This is a genomic window from Streptomyces sp. CA189 (assembly GCF_056428985.1).
Genome location: NZ_JBWJVM010000033.1, coordinates 1 through 18,929 on the forward strand (window position 1 = coordinate 1; position 18,929 = coordinate 18,929).

Consider the following 18,929-nt stretch of genomic DNA (forward strand, 5'->3'; position numbering starts at 1 on the left):
GCCGTGAAGCGAAGCCTCAAGCAGATCCAGTACCGACCACACCTCGTCGACGGATGCCTCGCAGGAACCGGTCTGATCATGGACGACTGACCACGATCAACCCGACATCACCCAATCAAGTTCAGTAGCCACGTCTTCCGGCCATGGCTCCGGGTCCATCTGGTGCAGCTCCTTGACAATTCGAGGACTACGCCAATGACATTCAGGCCCGCCAAGTAAAGGGACGGAGCGTCGCACCGCCTGAACTCGGGGCACTCCACAGATGAAATTCAGCCATGATCACCAACCTCTCCGCGGCCTGGCATTCGCACCACTTCGCCAGAGATCCATTACATAGAAAGACTAGCCGCGCTGGAACCTTCACTTCGAAGACCCCCCTATCAGCCCTCCATCGATTCAATGGCCGGAAGTCGCGAACCCAGGCTTCGTTCCTCACGTCGAAGGTCGCACCCCGGGTCAACCTTCAGAAACGAGGCACGGGTGGGGTTTACCCTTTCGGTGCGTGCGCCGGGTTGCCGGAAATTCGCGACATTGGTCGACAAGCGGTCGATTCAATGACCTCGTATGCGACAGACCGTCATGTTAGCGTTCCAAGCGTTGATCATTCGTTATGACGACAAAGCGGCGAGTACAGGTACCGGCGGATCCACCACTTCCCCCGAGACTGGGTTTCCCGGACTGGTGCCCCAACAATGGAACCAGCCGTTCCGCCATGCGCGCCCTCATCCGCACTCGCCATCGCCGACGCATGGCCGAGCGGAACGCCATCAACCTTTTCCTCGATCTCGCCCAGCGTGCACCGTGGCAGCCCGACGGCGGAAAGCGCTGATCGTTTCATCTTCCAAAGAATCCGGACCTCGCATCCAGTTGACCCGTCACGGCGGTGACACAGAGGAGAATCGCATGGACTTTCGCCAGTCGAAAAAGCTCGACGACGTCTGCTACGAGATCCGAGGACCGGTCGTCGAGCGCGCCAACGCGTTGGAGGAGGCCGGCCACAGGGTGCTCCGGCTGAACACCGGCAACCCTGCACTGTTCGGCTTCGAGGCTCCTGAAGAAGTCGTTCAGGACGTGATCCGGATGCTGCCGCTCTCGCACGGCTACAGCGACTCGCGAGGAATTCTTTCCGCCCGCCGTGCGGTTGCTCAGCACTACCAGCAGCGGGGCTTCCTGGATATCGACGTGGACGACGTCTTCCTCGGCAACGGCGTCTCCGAGCTGGTGTCGATGGCGGTTCAGGCTCTTCTGGACGACGGTGACGAGGTGCTGATCCCAGCTCCTGACTTCCCGCTGTGGACGGCGGTCACCACGCTCGCCGGCGGCACGCCGGTCCACTACGTCTGCGACGAGCACGCCGACTGGCTCCCCGACCTCGCCGACATGGAATCGAAGATCACGGATCGCACCAAGGCGGTGGTGATCATCAATCCGAACAATCCCACCGGCGCCGTATACCCGCCGGACATTCTCGAGGGAATCCTCGAACTCGCCCGTCGCCACCACCTGATGGTGTTCGTCGACGAGATCTACGACAAGATCCTCTATGACGGCCTGGAACACACGAGCGCGGCGACGCTGGCGCCAGATGTGGTGTGTCTGACGTTCAGCGGTCTGTCCAAGGCATACCGAGTCGCAGGATTCCGGTCCGGATGGCTCGTCGTTTCCGGCCCCCGAGAGCACGCGAAGGGCTACCTCGAGGGTCTCTTCACTCTTGCCTCGATGCGACTGTGCCCCAACGTACCGGGCCAGCACGCCATCCAAGCCTCACTCGGGGGGCGCCAGAGCATCCAGGATCTCGTTCTGCCCGGCGGTCGCCTCCACGAACAACGCAACCGCGCATGGGAGAAGCTCAACGAGATTCCCGGCGTCTCCTGCGTCAAGCCCAAGGGGGCGCTCTACGCTTTCCCGCGCCTCGATCCCAAGGTGCACAAGATCCACGATGACGAGAAGTTCGTGCTCGACCTGCTGCTCCAGGAAAAGATTCAGGTCGTGCAGGGCAGCGGGTTCAACTTGGGCCGAACCGACCACTTTCGCATCCTCACGCTCCCCCGCGCCGATGTCCTCGAGGATGCGATCAGCCGCATCGGCCACTTCCTGGACGGATACCGTCAATGACCTTGAACTACGGCAGCACGACGTCGAGTTGGCACCGGTGACGGTGGTTCCTGAAGCAAGGAGGAGTGCGAACACTTTGTCCATGCGAATTGTGATCTTGTGCGGTGGAGAAAGCGCGGAGCGCGAAGTGTCGCTGGCCTCGGGGGGTTCGGTCGCCCGGGCCCTGTTGGAGCGCGGACACGAGGTGGTCCTGGTGGACCCCGCCGCCAGGTGCGGCGGGCGTCCGCTTCACCGGCGCGGGCAGCTCGGCCTGCGCGGCGGCCGGGCGCCGGCGGGGTCCCGGAGGAGGTGCGGCGGCTGGTGGCCGCGGGACCGGTGGTGACGAAGCCGGTGGCGGACGGGTCGAGCGTGTCGGTGACGCGGGTCGACTCCCCCGCCGAGCTGGCCCGCATGGCCGCCGGGGCGGGACCGGGCGGGGTCGAGCTCCTGGTGGAGCCGTTCCTGCCGGGGCGGGAGTTCACCGTCGCCGTGGTGGGTGACCAGGTGCTCCCCGTCGTTGAGATCGAGCTGACCACACCGCTGTTCGACTACACGGCCAAGTACCAGCCCGAGGCCGTGAGCGAGGTGTGTCCGGCGCGGGTTCCGGCCGATTCGCGTCCCGGCTGCAGGATCTGGCGCTGCGCGCGCACGAGGCGCTCGGCTTCGGGAGCGGCACCTACTCGCGTACCGACTTCCGCTGCGACGCCGCCGGCGAACCGATGTGCCTGGAGGTCAACGCGCTTCCGGGCCTGACGACGACGAGTCTGCTGCCCCTGGCGGCAGCCGGCGCGGAGTGGACCTACCCGGATCTGATCGAGCGCCTCGTGGAGCTCGCGGCGGCGAGCTGACGCACGGCGGCCGGGGGCGTCAGTCGTGGTCCCGGCACCCCCCATGGGCTTGTCCGACGGCAGGGCCCGCCCGGACCGGGGTGGCGGCCGGTCAGGTGTGCTCGGTCGGGACGCACAGGACCGGGACCGGGGAGAGGTGCAGGAGTTTGTGCGGGGTGGATCCGAGCAGGGCGCCGCGGATCGGGCTGTCGCCCCAGCTCCCCACGATGATCACCCGGGCACCGTGCCGCTCGGCGGCGTCGAGCAGCGCCTGGGCCGGTTTCGCGTCGGCCACCTCGACCGTGGACGGCACTCCCGCCTCGTCGGCGGCCTCCACCGCGCGGGAGAGCGCGCTGCGGCCGGCCTCCCGTACGGCCTCCCGGTGCGCGCGGTACTCCTCGCCGGTGGGGCCCGGGGCGGCGGCCCCGTAGACGAGGACGAGCGGCTCGCCGAAGGCGGCGGCCACCTCCAGGGCCACGCGCAGGGCGCGCTCGGCGCCGGGCGACTCGTCGTACCCGAGGACGACGGACATCGGGGCTCCTCTCCGGCTTCCGGTCAGCGCTGGGGACTACGGGACTGCGGGACTGCGGGACTGCGGGATCAGGGCTTCGGCTCTTCCGGCGTTCGGGGCTTCTTCGCCGCGTGGACGAGCGCCGGGTCGGCGACACCGCGCCGCTCCTGCCAGAAGCGGCCGTCCCTGATCCGCCAGAAGCACATGACGAGCACGCCGACGACGCCGATGCCGATGCCGATGACGAGCGGCGGGCCGAGGCCGAACCAGGAGACGCCGCTCGCCGAGTTCTCCGGGTCGGACATGTCGTCGACCGACTGCACGAGCAGCCAGGCCAGCAGGCCGGCGCCGAGGACCGGACCGAGGCCGATCAGCAGGAAGTTGTGGACGCTCTCCAGCAGGTGGCGGCGGTAGTAGACGGCGCAGGCCAGGCCGGTGAGCGCGTAGTAGAAGGAGATCAGCAGGGAGAGGGCGGTCAGGGAGTCCAGGAGGGCGTTCTCGCTGATCTGGTTGACGGCGAGGTACCAGGCGATGGCGATGCCGGCCACCCACCAGGTGCTCACGTCCGGGGTGCGGAACCGGGGGTGGATGTGCGAGAGGTTCGGCGGCAGCGCGTGCCGGCGGGCCATGGACAGGGCGGTTCGGGAGGCGGGGATGATCGTGGTCTGGGTGGACGCGAGCGCGGAGGTGCAGACGGCGAGCAGGACGACCCAGTCCCAGCCGCCCATGACCTCGTGCGCGAGGACCGCGAAGACGGCCTCCTCCTCCGCGGCGTTCTCGGAGAGGAACTTCGTCCCGGCGTAGCCGACGACCGCGAAGCCGACGGACAGGTACGTCACCAGCAGGACGACGGTGGACCAGATGCCGGCCTTGCCCGGTGCGGTGGCCGAGTTCTCGACCTCCTCGGTGAGGTTGACCGCCGACTCCCAGCCCCAGTAGATGAACACGCCGAGCAGCAGTCCGCCGGTGAGGGCGGCGCCGCCGGCGCCGAAGGGGTTGAGCCACTCGAGCGCCGGTCTGGTGCCGTCGAGGCTGCTGGTGCCGGCGTAGACGCGGTAGAGGGCGACGACGGCGAACACCAGGAGGAAGAAGACCTGGGCGAGGATCAGGACGTCCTGGAGCCGGGCCGACATCTCGGTGCCGATGACGCAGACGGCCGTCATGGCCAGGATCACGACGACGGTCAGGCTCTGGCGCAGTGCCTCGTTCGCCGCCCAGCTGTCGAGTCCGGCGGCGAGCAGCCCGAAGTGGACGGCCACGTCGGCCAGCGAGCCGATGACGAGGACGCCGGTCATCGCGATGGCCCAGCCGCCGAGCCAGCCCGCCCAGGGGCCCATGGCGCGCGTCACCCAGGAGAAGGTGGTTCCGCAGTCCTGGTCGACCTTGTTGAGGTAGTAGAAGGCGGCGGCGATCAGCAGCATCGGGACGAAGGAGGCGAGCATGACGCCGGGTGCGTAAATGCCGGCGAGCGCGACGATCGGCCCGATGACCGCGGCCAGGGAGTAGGCGGGCGACGTCGAGTTCAGGCCGATGACGAGCGCGTCGAGGAAGCCGATCGCGTTGGCCTTGAGCCCTGGTTCGGCGGCGGTGCCGGTGCCGGCCGGGTCCGTGACGGCCCTCGCTCCCGGTTTCGGCCCCGGAACGGGTTCCGGGGGCTCAGGGGGCACGCCGTCCGAGCCATGGTGGGCCATGTACGCATCGTCACGCAGACGGGGCCCGCGCGCGAGGCGGGAGCGTCACGGGAGCCTCAGGGGCGGGTGTTCCAGCCCGCGACGACGGGCAGGCCGTGCTCCGTGGACAGCATGCTGAAGGTGCCCGTACGGAGCAGGAAGAGGCGTCCGGCCTCGGGCGGCAGACCGAGGTAGCGGGCGGTCAGTACGCGCAGCAGGTGCGCGTGGGCCACCAGGACGACATTGCCCCGGTCGGCGCGCAGCACCTCGGCCGCCCGGGCGAGCACCCGGTCCGCGCGGGCGCCGACCTGGGCGGCGTTCTCGCCGGGGTGCTCCTCGTCGCCGGGCGGTACCCCGTCGGTCCACAGGGACCAGCCGGGTCGCTCGCGCAGGATCTCGGCGGTGGTGATGCCCTCGTAGCCGCCGTAGTCCCACTCGTACAGGTCGGGGTCGGTGACCGCGCCGGTCAGGCCGGCGAGCTCGGCGGTGGCGGCGGCCCTGCGCAGCGGGCTGGTCAGGACCAGGGCGGGGCTGCGGTCGCGGAAGTACGGGAAGAGCGAGATGGCCTCCTCGACACCGCGCGGGGCCAGCGGGACGTCGGTGCGCCCGGTGTGCCGTCCGGTCGCGCTCCACGCGGTCTCGCCGTGCCTCACCAGCAGCAGATCGCTCACTCTCCGGACCCTAGTCGCTGCGGCACCGGGCCGCAGGCCGGCGGTCCCTGCGGCGCTTCGGGGCCGGGGAGACCGTCAGGAAATCGATGCGCAAGCGGTGCAAGTTGGCCGGAGGGGCCGCCCTCGCGAGGCTCGGGGCATGGACGACCAGGACGACACCCGGCTGGCGGCGGGTTTCACGGCGGGCGACGAGGACTGCGTGGCAGCGGTCTACCGGCGCTGGCGGCCGCTGGTTCACGCGCTCGCGAGGCGCGCGCTCGGTGACGAGCGGGAGGCCGAGGACGTGACCCAGCAGGTCTTCCTCGCCGCGTGGCGGGGCCGCGCCGGGTACCGGCCCGGGCCGGGCGGCCTCGGGGCCTGGCTGACCGGCATCACCCGGCACAAGGTGGCCGACGCCCTGGAGGCCCGCACCCGGCGGGCCCGGGTGGTCGAGGCGGCCGCGCGCGTCTGCGCCCAGGGCCGGCCGGAACCGGAGCCGGGACCGGAGCGGGCCGTGGAACGGGTGGTGCTACTCGGCGAGTTGGCGCGGCTGCCGTCGGCGCAGCAGCGGGTGCTGCGGCTCGCGTTCTACGCGGACCTGACCCAGGCGCAGATCGCGGAACGCACCGGGCTCCCGCTCGGTACCGTCAAGAGCCACATGCGGCGGGCGCTGCACCTCCTGCGGCAGTCCCTGGAGCAGCCCCTGAAGCAGTCCTCGGAGCAGTCCTTGGAGCAGTCCTTGGAGCGCGGAGTGCCACAACCGATTCGATGACGGCCAGCCCCGAGCGGAGCCCGAACAGCCGCTCGGCGCGGGCGGGCGGGACCGCGGCTCCGGCGCCCCAGCCGGGCCCGGCGAGCAGCAGCGCCGAGTGGCCGCGGGCGCCGCGCGGGCCCCACTCGATGCCCGCCACCGACCTGGCGAGCGCGGCGTCGGCGGTCGTACGGGACTGCGCCCACAGGACGACGGCCCGCGGCCCCGTCCGCCGGACGGCCTCGCACAGCGCGTCGGCGGTCAGGGCCGCTCCGAACATCCGCACCGGCAGGGCCCGTTCGCCGAGGGCGGCGGCCAGCGCCTCCATCGGCAGGCTGTGCTGCTCCCCGGGTGCGCAGGCCAGCAGCACGGGCGGGGCCGGGATCGGCTCCGGGGCGGGCCGGATCCGGTGCAGGGCCGCGGAGACGTACCAGGACAGGAGGTGTTCGACCTCGACGTAACGCTCCCCGGCCGAGGCCCACTTGCGGCCCACCGCGTGCAGGGTCGGCGCGATGACCTCTTCCCAGGCGGTGACCGGGCCCAGCTCCGCGAGCACATTCGCCAGCAGGTCCTCCACGGCCGGCGCGTCCAGCCGTACGGCGGCCCGCGCGAGCCCCCTGCACTCCGGGCGGACGTCCCCGAGGTGCAGCGCGCGGGGCCCGCCGGGGGTCGCGGCCGCGGTGGGAGCCGCCGCGGCCGGGGTGTCCCTGGCGGCGCCCCGGGCCACCCGGGCGGCCTCGGACGGCGGTGCGCCCTGGGCGGTGAGCCGGCACATCAGCTCCAGCCGTGCGATGTCCCCGGGGGTCCAGCGCCGGTGCCGGCCCGCTTCGCGGCGGGCCGGGCCGATGGCGTAGCGGCGCTCCCAGGAGCGGAGCGTGGTCGGCGAGACCCCGAGGCGCCGGGCGACGGCGCCGGTGCCGAGCGCGACGGGCGGGGGCTGCGGGGGTTCGGGCTCCACCTCTCCACCGTACGGCGAGGCGGGCCGGCGGGCGGTCACCCGGATCCCCGGCCCGCCTCGCGGCCCCTGCGGAAGCGGTCGAGGCCGTCGGCGAGGCCGACCACCGGGTCGGGGTAGTCGTAGCGCGCCCGTTCCAGGCCGGGGAGCCGCCAGGGCTCGTGCACGCGTGGTGCGGGGAGTCCGGCCAGTTCGGGAACCCAGCGGTGGACGTATCCGCCGTCGGGGTCGTAACGCAGGCCCTGGCGCACCGGGTTGAGGACCCGGTTGGGGCGGGTGTCGGTGCCGGTGCCCGCCGCCCACTGCCAGTTGAGCTGGTTGTTGGCGAGGTCTCCGTCGACGAGGAGCTCCATGAAGTGGCGTGCTCCGACGCGCCAGTCGACGTCCAGGGTCTTGGTGAGGAAGCTCGCGGCCAGCAGCCGGCCGCGGTTGTGCATCCAGCCCTCGTGGGCCAGTTGGCGCATGGCCGCGTCGACGACCGGGTAGCCGGTGCGGCCCTCCTTCCAGGCCCGGGTCTCCTCCTCGGCGGCGGGGCCGGTGCGCCAGCGGTCGCCCCGGTCCCGGTAGTCCGCGGCGGCGGCCCCGGGCCTGGCCGCGAGCACCTGGTGGTGGAAGTCGCGCCAGCACAACTGCCGTACGAAGGCTTCCGCGCCGGGGCCGCCGGCGGCGCGGGCGCGGTGTACGGCCTCGGTGGGCGAGAGCGTGCCGAAGTGCAGGTGCGGGGAGAGCCGGGAGGTGGCGTCGCCGGCCAGGTCGTCGTGGGTCTCGGGGTAGCGGTCGATGCCGGAGCGCAGCCACCGGGCCGGCAGCCGGCGCGCCTCGGGCTCCCCGCCCGGGGCGAGGCCCGGGGAGGTGCCGGTGACGGCGGCGCGCTCGGGCAGGGGCTCGGAGCGGATCGCGTCGGGCACCGGGACGGCGCGGGGCGCGGGGGCGGCGGCCCGCAGGGGGTGCTCCGACCAGTGGCGGTGGTACGGGGTGAAGACGGCGAAGTGGTCGGACCCGGTGGCCCCGGAGGGAGTGACGGCCCCGGGGGCGACCGCGGTGATCACCGCGTCGTGGACGTGGAACCGCCGACCCTCGGCTTCGAGGGCCTCGCGCAGCCGTTCCTCCCGGGCGTGCGCGTAGGCGCTGACTCCGGCCGCCATGTGCACCTCGTCGGCGTCTGCCTCCCGTACGAGGGCCATGGTCGCGGCGACCGGATCGCCGGACCGTACGACGAGGCGGCCGCCGCGGGAGCGCAGCCCGGCGTCGAGGCCGGCGAGGCAGTCGGCGAGGAAGGCGAGCCGGTTGGGCGGGGCGGCGACGGCCGGGTCGCGCACGAAGAGCGGCACCACCTGCTCGGAGGAGGACAGGGCGGCCCGCAGCGGCGGATGGTCGTGCAGCCGGAGGTCGGAGGTGTAGAGGACCACCGCGACGTTCATGGGGTTCGCTCCGCGTGGGTGGGGATGTGGGGACGGGTGTCGTGAGGTACTTCGCCGCCGGACCCGCTCCCGGATGCGGGGGCGCTGCCGCGCGGGTGACGAAGCCCGTCCGAGACCCGCCCGAGACCCGCCCGACGGCCCGCCTGACGGCCTGGCCGACGGCCCGGCCGGGACGGCGGGCGCAGCCGGGTCGGATGGTCGAGTAGCCGGTAACTGGCCGGAACGGAATGGAATATGACATTCCGTCACAAACCTGTGACACGGAACGGACGCATCCATGCCATCCGCTTCCTAGATTCGTCACAGCAGCCCGCCCGGACTCGTGGCCCCGCACCGAGCACGCGGCATGCGGCCCTTTCCTTCCCAACAGGCCCACTAGGCCGTCCCCACTCCACGGAGTCGCTCATGTCCTTCCGCACGTCCGGCCGCACCTTCCTCCGCACCACCGCCGTCACCACCGCCCTCGCCGCAGCCGTACTCGCCCCGGCCGCCTCCGCCTCCGCCGACAGCACGTCGTCCCCTTCGAAGTGCGTGGTGGTCAAGGAAGCCTGGATCGGCGCCGGTACCGACGCGGTGATGACCATCGCCCCCTCCGGGCCGTCCGTCTCCTTCAAGGACGCGGGAAGCGGCAAGGCACTCTCCGAGCGGCTCGACCGCACGCACCCGAAGCTCCCCGCGAACGCCGGATTCCTCGCCGAGATCCTCGACCCGAACGGCCCCGCCCCGAAGCTCCGCACCAACATGGAGGGCGGCGGCCACAAGGCGAGCGTCAAGGACTTCCCCAAGCTCCCCAAGGGCTGCACCTTCAACTACGGCAAGGGCACGGGCCAGACCAAGGACGTGCCCAAGGGCGGCGTCGCCGCCGGAGCCGAATACGGGCAGGGCACCGACCCGGCGCTGATCGCGGCGGGCGGCGCACTGGCCGCGGTGGCCGCCGCGGGTCTGGGCTTCGCCGTCAAGCGCCGCCGGGCGGCACCGGCCGGCCGCTGATCCCCCGGCCACGGGGCTACGCCGCACCCTCGTCGGCATCGCCCGCGCGCTCCGCCGCGCGGGCGATGTTGCGTGCCATGCCGCCGAAGACGACGGCGTGGAACGGTGACACGCTCCACCAGTACAGATGGCCGAGCAGGCCGTGCGGATGGAACAGGGCCCGCTGGCGGTAGCGGGATCCGGCCTCCCCCGGGGACGGCGGATCGGCGTGCAGCTCCAGCCAGGCCAGCCCGGGCAGCCGCATTTCCGCGCGCAGCCGCAGCAGCCGGCCCGGTTCGATCTCCTCCACCCGCCAGAAGTCCAGCGAGTCCCCCACCCGCAGCCGGGCCGCGTCCCGGCGGCCGCGCCGGATGCCGACTCCGCCGACGAGCCGGTCCAGCCAGCCCCGTACGGCCCAGGCACGTGGGAAGGAGTACCAGCCGTTCTCCCCGCCGATGCCCTCCACCACCCGCCACAGCGCCTCGGCCGGGGCCTCGACGGTCAGCTCCCGGCGGTCGGTGTAGAGGCTGCCGCCCGCCCAGTCGGGGTCGGTGGGCAGCGGGTCGCTCGGCGCGCCCGGGACGGCGGCGGAGGACCAGCGGGTGGTCACCTTGGCCTCGCGGATCCGCCGCAGGGCCAGCGCGAGGGCCTCGTCGAAGCCGACGGGCGCGCCCGGCGGGTCCGGGACGTGGTCGGCGATGTCGTGCTCCGCGCACACCACCTCGTGCCGCAGGGATTCGGCGAGCGGCCGGGCCAGTGCCCTCGGCACGGGGGTGACCAGGCCGATCCAGTGGCTGGACAGCCTCGGGGTGAGCATCGGGACCCGCAGGATGAGCCGGGCGGGCAGCCGCGCGACGGCGGCGTAGCGGCGCATCATCTCCTCGTACGTGAGCACGTCGGGCCCGCCGATGTCGAAGGCCCGGTTCACCTCGGACGGCATGCCGGCGCTGCCGACGAGGTAGCGCAGCACGTCGCGGACGGCGATGGGCTGGCAGCGGGTGCCGACCCAGCTCGGGGTGACCATGACGGGCAGCCGTTCGGTCAGGTAGCGCAGCATCTCGAAGGAGGCGGACCCGGACCCGATGACGACGGCGGCGCGCAGCACCGTCGCCGGAACGGCCCCGGCGAGGAAGATCTCCCCGACTTCGGCGCGGGAGCGCAGGTGGGGCGAGAGGGACCGGACGGGGATGTCCCCGGGGGTGAGGCCGCCGAGGTAGACGATGCGGCGGACCCCGGCGGCGCGGGCCTCTTCCGCGAACGCCCGAGCGGCCTCCCGGTCGCGTTCCTCGAAGCCGGATCCGGTGCCGAGGGAGTGCACGAGGTAGTAGGCGACGTCGATGCCGGTCATCGCCCCGGCGAGGGACGAGGGGGCGGTGACGTCTCCCCGGACGATCTCGGCATCCCCGGCCCAGGGATGGTCGCGCAGTTTCTCCGGGGCGCGGGCCAGGCAGCGGACCCGGTGCCCGGCGTCCAGGAGTTCGGGTACGAGGCGTCCGCCGATGTATCCGGTGGCCCCGGTGACCAGGCAGTTCTTGCCCGTCATGGTTGTCTCCGCTCTTCGCGCCCTGTTCCTCGGTACCCCCACCCCCTCCCTCCCTCCGATTCTCCGCGGCGCGCCGGATCGGATGCGGGATTCCCCCGTACGGCACATCCAAGACCCCCCTCGGCTCCGAAGTAGGGGGTGACGGGGGCGCCCAGGGGCGACGGCTGCCCCGGGCGACGGAGTGCCCCGGGCTGCGGGGTGACGAGGGAGGAACACGATGACCGAGCGAGGGGCGCCGCGCCCGCGGACGGCCGTGATCGGCGGGGGCGTGTCGGGACTGACGGCGGCGTACGTCCTGGCGCGCTCGCACGAGGTGACCCTGTACGAGGCGGACGACCGGCTGGGCGGGCACGCGCACACCCACGAGCTGAAGGGGCCGGACGGGGTGGTGCGGGCGGTGGATTCGGGTTTCATCGTCCACAACGACCGTACCTACCCCCAACTGCCGCGCCTCTTCGACGAGTTGGGAGTGACCACTCGGCCGACGACGATGAGCCTGTCGGTCCGCTGCGAGGGATGCGGGCTGGAGTACGCGGGGGCGCGGGGGCCGGGCGGGCTCTTCGCCCGGCGCCGGTCCGCCGTGAACCCGCAGTACTTGCGGATGCTGGCACGGATCCCGGCGTTCCACCGGCGGGCCAGGCGGCTGCTGGCCGCTGCCGGCGCCGAGGGCGACACCCACGCGGACACTCGCGCCGGTACCCACGCAGACGCAGACGCCGCCGGGATCACCTTGGCCGAGTTCCTGGAACGGGGCCGCTTCGGGGCCTACTTCACCGCGCACTTCGCGATCCCGCTGGTGGCTTCGGTGTGGTCCTGCCCGCCGGACACGGCGCTCGGATACCCGGCCCGGTACCTGTTCCGGTTCCTGGAGCACCACGGCATGCTGTCGGTGGGCGGCTCGCCGCGCTGGCGTACGGTCGAGGGCGGCTCGGCCCGCTACGTGGAGCGGCTCCGCGAACGGCTGGACACCGTGTACCTGGCCGCTCCGGTACGGGCGCTCGCGCGCACCCCGCAGGGCGTGTCGGTCACCACCGCCGGCGGGGCCACCGCCCTCTACGACGCGGTGGTCGTCGCCGTCCACGCCGATCAGGCGCTGCGCCTGCTGGCCGATCCCACGGACGCGGAACGCACCGCGCTCGGCGCCTTCCGCTACTCCCGCAACCGGACCGTGCTGCACACCGACACCTCGGTGCTGCCGCGCACGCCGGGCGCCCGCGGCTGCTGGAACTACCGCCTGTCGGGGTGCCGGCCGGCCGACGCGGACGTACGGGTCAGCTACGACATGAACCGGCTCCAGGGACTGGACGGGCCGGAGCCTTACGTGGTCACGCTCAAGGCGGGCGATGCGGTCAGGCCGGAGCTGGTCCTGGCCGAGATGGAGTACGAACACCCCGTCTACACCACGGAGTCGGTGGCCGCCCAGCGGCTCCTGCCGGCACTGTCGGGGCCGGTGACGGCCTTCGCCGGCGCCTACCACGGGTGGGGGTTCCACGAGGACGGCTGCCGCTCGGGCGTGGCGGCGGCCGCCGCGCTGGGGGTGACGTGGTGAACCCCGGCCCTGCGGAGTCCGGCCCGGCGGCGCTCGGCCCGGCGGTTCCCCACCCGGCCGAGCCCCGCCTCTACCTGGCCGACATCCGGCACGTCCGGTCGGGCGGGAGCCGCTACCGGCTGCGGCACCGCACGTACCTGTGGCTGGTGGACCTCGACCGGCTCCCCCGCCTCCCCCGCCCGTTGCGGCCGCTCGCCCGGTTCGACGCGCGCGACCACTTCGGCGGCGGCGCCCCCTCGATCCGGGCCGGACTGGACGCGTTCCTCGCAGCGCGCGGCGCCGGACTCCCGCCGGGTTCACGGGTGTTGATGCTGGCGCACGCCCGGGTCCTCGGCCATGTCTTCAACCCGCTGACCGTCTACTGGTGTCACGGACCGGACGGCTCCCTGCGCCAGGTGGTCGCCGAGGTGCACAACACGTACGGCGAACGGCACTGCTACCTGCTCCCTCCGGAAACCGCCCGGGGCGACCGCGGCGACCTCGACGTCGCCCCGGTCCCCAAGGAGTTCTACGTCTCCCCCTTCCTCCGGGTGGAAGGGGCCTACCGCATGCAGCTGCCCGAGCCGGGCGAACACCTCGCGCTGACCGTCCGGCTGGCCGGCGGCAGCGACGGTGCCCGCCTGACCGCGACCGTCCGCGGCGAGCGCCGCCCCGCCGGAGTCCGCGGGCTGCTGCGCGCCGCGCTGCGCCGGCCCTGGTCCACCGCCGCCGTCAGCGTCGGCATCCGCTTCCACGGCGTCCGGCTGTGGCTGCGCGGCCTGCCGGTCCGGCCGCGCCCCCGACACGTACCCCAGGAGGGCCCGAAGTGAGCACGTCGACCACCACCACCGCCACCGCCCCGGCCGTGCCGCCCTGTTCCCGGGCCAGGGCGGCCGTCGGGCGGCTGCTGATCCGCCGGGCCCTGGACCGGCTGCCGCTCCAGGTCCGGATGGGTCCCGACGGGACCCTGGGGCGGGGCGGCCCCGCCATGGCGGTGTACTACCCGGACGCCTCCGAGCGCCGGATCGCGGCCGAGGGGCTGATCGGCTTCGGCGAGTCGTACCTGGCCGGGGAGTGGGACGCGCGCGACCCGGTCGCCGTCCTGACGGTGCTGGCCGGGCACGTGACGGGGCTGGTCCCGGCCCCGCTCCAGCGGCTGCGCGGCCTGTGGGCCGCCCGGCACCCCGCCTCGGACCGCAACACCCCCGACGGCTCGCGGACGAACATCCAACGCCACTACGACCTGTCGAACGAGCTCTTCGCCGAGTTCCTCGACCCGACGATGACCTACTCCTCGGCGGTGTTCCGCACCCTGCCCGCCGGCCGCGAGCAGCACGCCGAGGCCCAGCACCGCAAGATCGACATGCTGCTGGACCTGGCGGAGACCGGCCCCGGCACCCGGTTGCTGGAGATCGGCACGGGCTGGGGCGAGCTGGCCGTACGGGCCGCCCGGCGCGGTGCGCACGTGGTCACCCTGACGCTCTCGCGGGAGCAGCGGGAGCTGGCCCTGCGCCGGATCGCGGCCGCCGGGCTGTCCGACCGCGTCGAGGTGCGGCTGTGCGACTACCGGGAGGCCGAGGGGAGCTACGACGCCATCGTGAGCGTCGAGATGATCGAGGCGGTCGGCGCCGAGTACTGGCCGGTGTACTTCGCCACTCTGGACCGGCTGCTGGCGCCCGGCGGACGGGTGGCGCTCCAGGCGATCACCATGCCGCACGAGCGGATGCTGGCCACCAGGGACACGTACACCTGGATCCACAAGTACATCTTCCCCGGCGGGATGCTGCCGTCCGTGCGGGTGGTGGAGGAGATGGCGCGCTCGCACACCGGGCTGCGCGTGACCCGCTCCGAGGCCTACGGGGCCCACTACACGCAGACGCTGCGGCTGTGGCGGGAGCGCTTCGCCGAGCGGGCCGACCGGGTGGCGGAGCTGGGCTTCGACGCGACGTTCCGGCGGATGTGGACCTTCTAACTGGCGTACTGCGAGGCCGGTTTCGCCTCGGGCTACCTGGACGTGCACCAGTTCCTGCTGACCCGCACGGCCCCGGAGGGGCTCGCGGCGGGCGGCGGTCCCCGGTGAACTGGGGCGCCTTCGGACTCAACCTGGCCGTCTCGGCGGGGGCGGCCCTCGCCGTCATGCTGGCCGCCTTCGCCGTCGGGGTCCGGCTGCGCAGGCACCGCGGGGTGGACGTGGCCTGGGGCCTGGGCTTCGTCTCCGTCGCGGTGGCCACGTACGCGCTGTCGGGCGGCCGGCACCCGCTGCCCGCGGTCCTGGCGGTGCTGTGGGGCCTGCGGCTGGCCGGGCACATCGCGCGGCGCGGCCAGGGGCACGGCGAGGACCCGCGCTACGAGCGGATGTCGGCCAAGGCCCCGGGCAACCGGAACCTGTACGCGCTGCGCATGGTCTACCTGCTCCAGGCGGCCCTGGTCTGGCTGGTCTCGCTGCCCGTCCAGGCGGCGGCGTACGCGACCGGTCGCCCCGGGGCCCTGGCGGTGGCGGGTACGGCGCTGTGGCTGTGCGGGCTGCTCTTCGAGGCGGTCGGCGACCACCAGCTGGCCCGGTTCAAGGCCGATCCCGCGAACCGGGGACGGATCATGGACCGGGGCCTGTGGTCCTGGACCCGGCACCCGAACTACTTCGGCGACTTCTGCGTGTGGTGGGGGCTGTCGCTGACCGCCTGGACCTCGGGCGGCGCGGTGGCCGTCTCGGTGGTCTCGCCGCTGGTGATGTCGTACCTGCTGATCGGCGGGAGCGGGAAGCGGCTGCTGGAGCGGCACATGGCGGACCGCCCCGGCTACGCGGCGTACCGGGCCCGGACCAGCGGGTTCCTGCCCCGGCCGCCCCGGCGCCCCGGCCCGCGCCGCCGCAGGTCACGGGAGGTTTGATCGGGTACGAACCGATATCGGGTCGCGTTGATACAGTCGCGGCATGGCGGTGGACGAGCTCGACACACGGATCCTGCGCCTGCTGATCGAGCAGCCGCGCACCAGCATCCGGGAGTACGCCCGGATCCTCGGCGTCGCGCGCGGCACCCTCCAGGCCCGGCTCGACCGGCTGGAGCGCACCGGGGTGATCACCGGGACCGGGCCCGTGCTCTCCCCCGCCGCACTCGGGCATCCCGTCCTGGCCTTCGTGCACATCGAGGTGACCCAGGGACACCTGGACGAGGTCGGCGACGCGCTGGCGTCCGTACCGGAGATCATCGAGGCCTTCTCCATCACCGGCGGCGGGGACCTGCTGACCCGGGTGGCCGCGCGGGACAACGCACACCTGGAGGACGTCATCCAGCGGCTGATCCGGCTGCCCGGCGTGGTGCGCACCCGGACCGAGGTCGCGCTGCGCGAGCGGGTGCCGCACCGCCTCCTCCCCCTGGTCGAGTCAGTGGGACGGGCAGCACGCAAACCCTGACAAGATGGTCGGGACAGGAATGAGACAGGCACCGGCAGGACGGGCACTACGGATGATCTCCGTCATATTCGATCTCGACGGCACCCTCGTGGACAGCGAGCCGAACTACTACGAGTCCGGGCGGCGCACCCTGGAGCGCCACGGGGTCCCCGATTTCACCTGGGAGCAGCACTCCCGGTACATCGGCATCGGCACCCTGGAAACCCTGGAGATCCTCCGGGACGAGTACGGGATCCCCGCTCCGGTGGAGCAACTGCTCGCCGAGCAGAACGCCGCCTACCTGGAGCTCGCCCGGACCCACACCGAGGCCTACCCCGAGATGCGCGCGTTCGTGCGGCGGCTGCATTCCGAGGGCGTCCCGATGGCGGTGGCCTCGGGCTCCTCGCGCGAGGCGATCGACGCGGTCCTGGCCGGCACCGGGCTGGACGCACTGCTGACCACGGTGGTCTCCGCCGAGGAGGTCGCGCAGGGCAAGCCCGCGCCGGACGTGTTCCTGGAGGCGGCCCGCCGACTGGGCGCGGACCCCGCCGACTGCGTGGTCGTCGAGGACGCGGCGCCGGGCGCCCTGGCCGCGCAGGCGGCGGGCATGCGGTGCATGGCGGTCCCGTACGTGGCGGCCACCGCGGACGACCCGGCCTTCGCGGCCGCCGGGCTCCTCTTCCCCTCCGGGCAGACGGAGTTCAGCGCGGAGAGCGCCTACACCTGGCTCACCGCGGCGCAGGCGGCCTGAGCCGTCCGGGCACCCCGGGCTTCCGGGTGCTCCGCGGGCCACCGCGGCGGCCCGGGGTTGCCCGGATGGTCTGGCGTCCTGGGGGCGGCACTGTCACCATGCCGGGGTGACCGCCACCCTGCTGCCCCCGGGCTCCGAGCGCGGACCGCGCCGCTGGCCCCTGCTGGGGAACCTCCCCGCCTTCGCCCGCGATCCGCTGGCCTTCTTCGAGTCGCTGCGCGACGAGTACGGGGACTGGGTGCCCTGGGCGCTCGGCCCGCAGCGCAACGTCCTGGTCTCGCGACCGGAACACGCCGGTGAGCTGCTCGGCGCCGTGGAGTCCACTTTCAGCCCGACCGAACTGGGCTGGGCCTTCCGCCAGTTGCTGGGCAACGGCGTCGTCGTGGCCACCGGCGAGGACTGGCGGCGCAAGCGGGCACTGGTCCAGCCCTCGGTGCGCCCGCGGCAAGTGCGCTCGTACGCGGGCACGATGGTGGAGTGCGCCGGCGCGCTGGTCTCCGGCTGGAGCGACGGCACACGGATCGACGTGCACCGGGAGATGGCCGGGCTGACCCAACGCATCGCGGTGCGCACCCTGTTCGGGAGCGACGCGGCCGGCCGGGAGGCGCCCATCAGTGCCGCCATGGCCACCGCGCAGCGCGAACTCGGCGCCGAGTTCCGGGGCGTGACCATGTTCCTGCCGCCGTGGGTGCGCACTCCCGGCCGGCGCCGGATGCGGGCGGCCGTGGACGTCCTGGACCGTGAGATCGAGCACGTCATCCAGGAGCACGAGGCGGCCTCGGCGGCCGGTGAGGAGCGGGACGACCTGCTCAGCAGGCTCCTCTCCGCCCGCGACGAGGACGGCGGGCCGCTGTCGCGCACGGAGCTGCGGGACGAGTCGATCACCCTGTACATCGGCGGACACGAGACCACGTCGACCACCCTGACCTGGGCTTGGCAACTGCTCTCGGGTGCGCCGGAGGCCCGCGAACGACTGACGGAGGAGCTGGACCGGGTGCTCGGCGGCCGGCTTCCGGCCTACGAGGACTACGCGCGGCTGCCCTGGACCCAGCAGGTGGTCAAGGAAGCGCTGCGGATCTACCCGCCGATCTGGCTGATCTCCGCGGTGGCGAGAGAGGGTGCCACGCTCGGCGGGCGTCCGGTCCCGGCCGGCCTCTCGGTGTGGACCAGCCCGTGGTCGATGCACCGGGACGAGCGCTGGTTCCCGGAGCCGGAGGCCTTCCGCCCCGAGCGGTGGGATGCCGACGCGGCCCACCAGATCCCGGAACACGCCTGGTTCCCCTTCGGCGGCGGCCCGCGCGCCTGCCTGGGTGCCCGCTTCGCCCTGGTCGAGGCCGCCCTCGTCCTGGCCGTCGTGGCCCAGCGCTTCCACCTGGACAGCGGTCCGACCCGCGCGAGGGTCCTTCCGGGACTCACCCTCCAGCCCCGGGACCCGGTCCTGGCCACCCTCCGGGCGCACCGCGCCTGAGGATCGCGCCTGACGGATCGCGTCCCGACGGGGGAGACCTGGATCCCAGCGGGCGAGACGCCATTGACCGGGAGCGGGCGAATGGCCAAGTTTCGCCGCATGTTGCGTTCAGCCATGCTCACCACGCGCGGTCACATCGACCTGCTGCGGGTGGCCTCCGCCGCGTGTTGCCGCGGCTGCTGACGCCTTTTCACCTGCGGCACGAGCGCTCCGCGCTCCCCTTCCGCACGCCTTGAGCCTCTGATCCCCTGAGCCTCTGATCCCGTGAGCCCCGGACCGCCGCGGCTCCGGTCCTCCGCGGCTCCGGCTCTCCGAGCTCCGCAGCCCCCGAACTCCGCCTCCGTACCGGCGTGGGGTCTACGGGCGTGCGCTTCCCCCTGCCCCGCCCCCTCCCTTTCCGTGG

Annotated in this window: 16 protein-coding genes and 3 pseudogenes; 13 read left to right on the plus strand and 6 right to left on the minus strand. The window is 73.0% G+C overall.

Annotated elements, in window-relative coordinates; genetic code table 11:
- The first annotated feature begins 903 nt into the window (after positions 1-903).
- The 3 genes and pseudogenes from AC061S_RS23540 (at position 904) to AC061S_RS23550 (ending at position 2,942) form a co-directional block, all read left to right on the plus strand.
- Entirely contained in the window at positions 904-2,115 is a 1,212-nt protein-coding gene (locus AC061S_RS23540) for a pyridoxal phosphate-dependent aminotransferase (protein ID WP_478687903.1), read from the plus strand.
- A gap of 354 nt (positions 2,116-2,469) precedes the next feature.
- Positions 2,470-2,646: pseudogene (locus tag AC061S_RS23545) on the plus strand (D-alanine--D-alanine ligase); the annotation flags it as partial.
- Positions 2,647-2,681: 35 nt separating this feature from the next.
- Positions 2,682-2,942, plus strand: a complete 261-nt coding sequence (locus tag AC061S_RS23550; protein WP_478687904.1) for a hypothetical protein — start codon at positions 2,682-2,684, stop codon at positions 2,940-2,942.
- Between the two features lie 91 nt (positions 2,943-3,033).
- Here the strand turns inward: AC061S_RS23550 and AC061S_RS23555 are convergent, their stop codons facing one another.
- The 3 genes from AC061S_RS23555 to AC061S_RS23565 all read right to left on the minus strand — a co-directional run bounded on the left by AC061S_RS23555 (position 3,034) and on the right by AC061S_RS23565 (position 5,773).
- Positions 3,034-3,453: a universal stress protein gene (locus AC061S_RS23555; protein ID WP_478687905.1), complete on the minus strand. Its 420-nt coding sequence runs from the start codon at positions 3,451-3,453 to the stop codon at positions 3,034-3,036.
- Between the two features lie 68 nt (positions 3,454-3,521).
- Positions 3,522-5,123, minus strand: a complete 1,602-nt coding sequence (locus tag AC061S_RS23560) for an APC family permease (RefSeq protein WP_478687906.1) — start codon at positions 5,121-5,123, stop codon at positions 3,522-3,524.
- Positions 5,124-5,179: 56 nt separating this feature from the next.
- Positions 5,180-5,773 carry a histidine phosphatase family protein gene (locus tag AC061S_RS23565; protein ID WP_478687907.1) on the minus strand — a complete coding sequence of 198 codons (594 nt, stop codon included), beginning with the start codon at positions 5,771-5,773 and terminating at the stop codon, positions 5,180-5,182.
- Positions 5,774-5,912: 139 nt separating this feature from the next.
- Here AC061S_RS23565 and AC061S_RS23570 point away from each other — a divergent pair.
- Positions 5,913-6,386, plus strand: a pseudogene (locus AC061S_RS23570) (RNA polymerase sigma factor); the annotation flags it as partial.
- Positions 6,387-6,399: 13 nt separating this feature from the next.
- Here AC061S_RS23570 and AC061S_RS23575 read toward each other — a convergent pair.
- Positions 6,400-7,461, minus strand: coding sequence for a MerR family transcriptional regulator (locus tag AC061S_RS23575; RefSeq protein WP_478687908.1), 1,062 nt, complete (start codon positions 7,459-7,461; stop codon positions 6,400-6,402).
- Between the two features lie 35 nt (positions 7,462-7,496).
- The gene (locus AC061S_RS23580) at positions 7,497-8,879 is read right to left on the minus strand and encodes a cryptochrome/photolyase family protein (RefSeq protein ID WP_478687909.1); all 1,383 of its coding nucleotides are present in this window, start codon (positions 8,877-8,879) and stop codon (positions 7,497-7,499) included.
- A 405-nt stretch (positions 8,880-9,284) separates the two neighbouring features.
- Between AC061S_RS23580 and AC061S_RS23585 the strand changes: the two genes are divergently transcribed.
- Entirely contained in the window at positions 9,285-9,869 is a 585-nt protein-coding gene (locus AC061S_RS23585; RefSeq protein WP_478687910.1) for a hypothetical protein, read from the plus strand.
- A 16-nt stretch (positions 9,870-9,885) separates the two neighbouring features.
- Here AC061S_RS23585 and AC061S_RS23590 read toward each other — a convergent pair whose 3' ends face one another.
- Positions 9,886-11,391, minus strand: coding sequence for an SDR family oxidoreductase (locus AC061S_RS23590; RefSeq protein ID WP_478687911.1), 1,506 nt, complete (start codon positions 11,389-11,391; stop codon positions 9,886-9,888).
- 217 nt (positions 11,392-11,608) lie between these two features.
- Between AC061S_RS23590 and AC061S_RS23595 the strand changes: the two genes are divergently transcribed.
- From AC061S_RS23595 to AC061S_RS23630, 8 genes and pseudogenes are all read left to right on the plus strand, one after another.
- Positions 11,609-12,940: an NAD(P)/FAD-dependent oxidoreductase gene (locus AC061S_RS23595; protein ID WP_478687912.1), complete on the plus strand. Its 1,332-nt coding sequence runs from the start codon at positions 11,609-11,611 to the stop codon at positions 12,938-12,940.
- Entirely contained in the window at positions 12,937-13,749 is an 813-nt protein-coding gene (locus tag AC061S_RS23600; protein ID WP_478687913.1) for a DUF1365 domain-containing protein, read from the plus strand. The genes AC061S_RS23595 and AC061S_RS23600 overlap by 4 nt, the downstream gene beginning before the upstream one ends.
- A pseudogene (locus AC061S_RS23605) lies at positions 13,686-14,999 on the plus strand (class I SAM-dependent methyltransferase). Before AC061S_RS23600 ends, AC061S_RS23605 begins: the two are co-directional and overlap by 64 nt.
- Positions 15,000-15,055: 56 nt before the next feature.
- On the plus strand, positions 15,056-15,805 hold the full coding sequence (locus AC061S_RS23610; RefSeq protein WP_478687967.1) for a DUF1295 domain-containing protein: 750 nt from the start codon (positions 15,056-15,058) through the stop codon (positions 15,803-15,805).
- A gap of 43 nt (positions 15,806-15,848) precedes the next feature.
- Positions 15,849-16,328 (plus strand): Lrp/AsnC family transcriptional regulator, encoded by a 480-nt coding sequence (locus AC061S_RS23615; protein WP_243340573.1) that lies wholly within the window; start codon positions 15,849-15,851, stop codon positions 16,326-16,328.
- 52 nt (positions 16,329-16,380) lie between these two features.
- Entirely contained in the window at positions 16,381-17,058 is a 678-nt protein-coding gene (locus AC061S_RS23620) for an HAD family hydrolase (RefSeq protein WP_478687914.1), read from the plus strand.
- A 106-nt stretch (positions 17,059-17,164) separates the two neighbouring features.
- Positions 17,165-18,526 carry a cytochrome P450 gene (locus AC061S_RS23625; RefSeq protein WP_478687915.1) on the plus strand — a complete coding sequence of 454 codons (1,362 nt, stop codon included), beginning with the start codon at positions 17,165-17,167 and terminating at the stop codon, positions 18,524-18,526.
- A gap of 114 nt (positions 18,527-18,640) precedes the next feature.
- Entirely contained in the window at positions 18,641-18,709 is a 69-nt protein-coding gene (locus tag AC061S_RS23630) for a putative leader peptide (protein WP_328303517.1), read from the plus strand.
- The last annotated feature ends 220 nt before the right edge of the window (positions 18,710-18,929 follow it).

Excerpts from the sequence above, each read along its gene's own strand:
- AC061S_RS23585 (WP_478687910.1), top strand. The coding sequence starts at position 9,285 with ATGTCCTTCCGCACGTCCGGCCGCACCTTCCTCCGCACCACCGCCGTC.
- AC061S_RS23595 (WP_478687912.1), top strand. The coding sequence starts at position 11,609 with ATGACCGAGCGAGGGGCGCCGCGCCCGCGGACGGCCGTGATCGGCGGG.
- AC061S_RS23615 (WP_243340573.1), top strand. The coding sequence starts at position 15,849 with ATGGCGGTGGACGAGCTCGACACACGGATCCTGCGCCTGCTGATCGAG.
- AC061S_RS23560 (WP_478687906.1), bottom strand. The coding sequence starts at position 5,123 with ATGGCCCACCATGGCTCGGACGGCGTGCCCCCTGAGCCCCCGGAACCC.
- AC061S_RS23580 (WP_478687909.1), bottom strand. The coding sequence starts at position 8,879 with ATGAACGTCGCGGTGGTCCTCTACACCTCCGACCTCCGGCTGCACGAC.
- AC061S_RS23540 (WP_478687903.1), top strand. The coding sequence starts at position 904 with ATGGACTTTCGCCAGTCGAAAAAGCTCGACGACGTCTGCTACGAGATC.
- AC061S_RS23620 (WP_478687914.1), top strand. The coding sequence starts at position 16,381 with ATGATCTCCGTCATATTCGATCTCGACGGCACCCTCGTGGACAGCGAG.
- AC061S_RS23610 (WP_478687967.1), top strand. The coding sequence starts at position 15,056 with ATGCTGGCCGCCTTCGCCGTCGGGGTCCGGCTGCGCAGGCACCGCGGG.
- AC061S_RS23555 (WP_478687905.1), bottom strand. The coding sequence starts at position 3,453 with ATGTCCGTCGTCCTCGGGTACGACGAGTCGCCCGGCGCCGAGCGCGCC.
- AC061S_RS23590 (WP_478687911.1), bottom strand. The coding sequence starts at position 11,391 with ATGACGGGCAAGAACTGCCTGGTCACCGGGGCCACCGGATACATCGGC.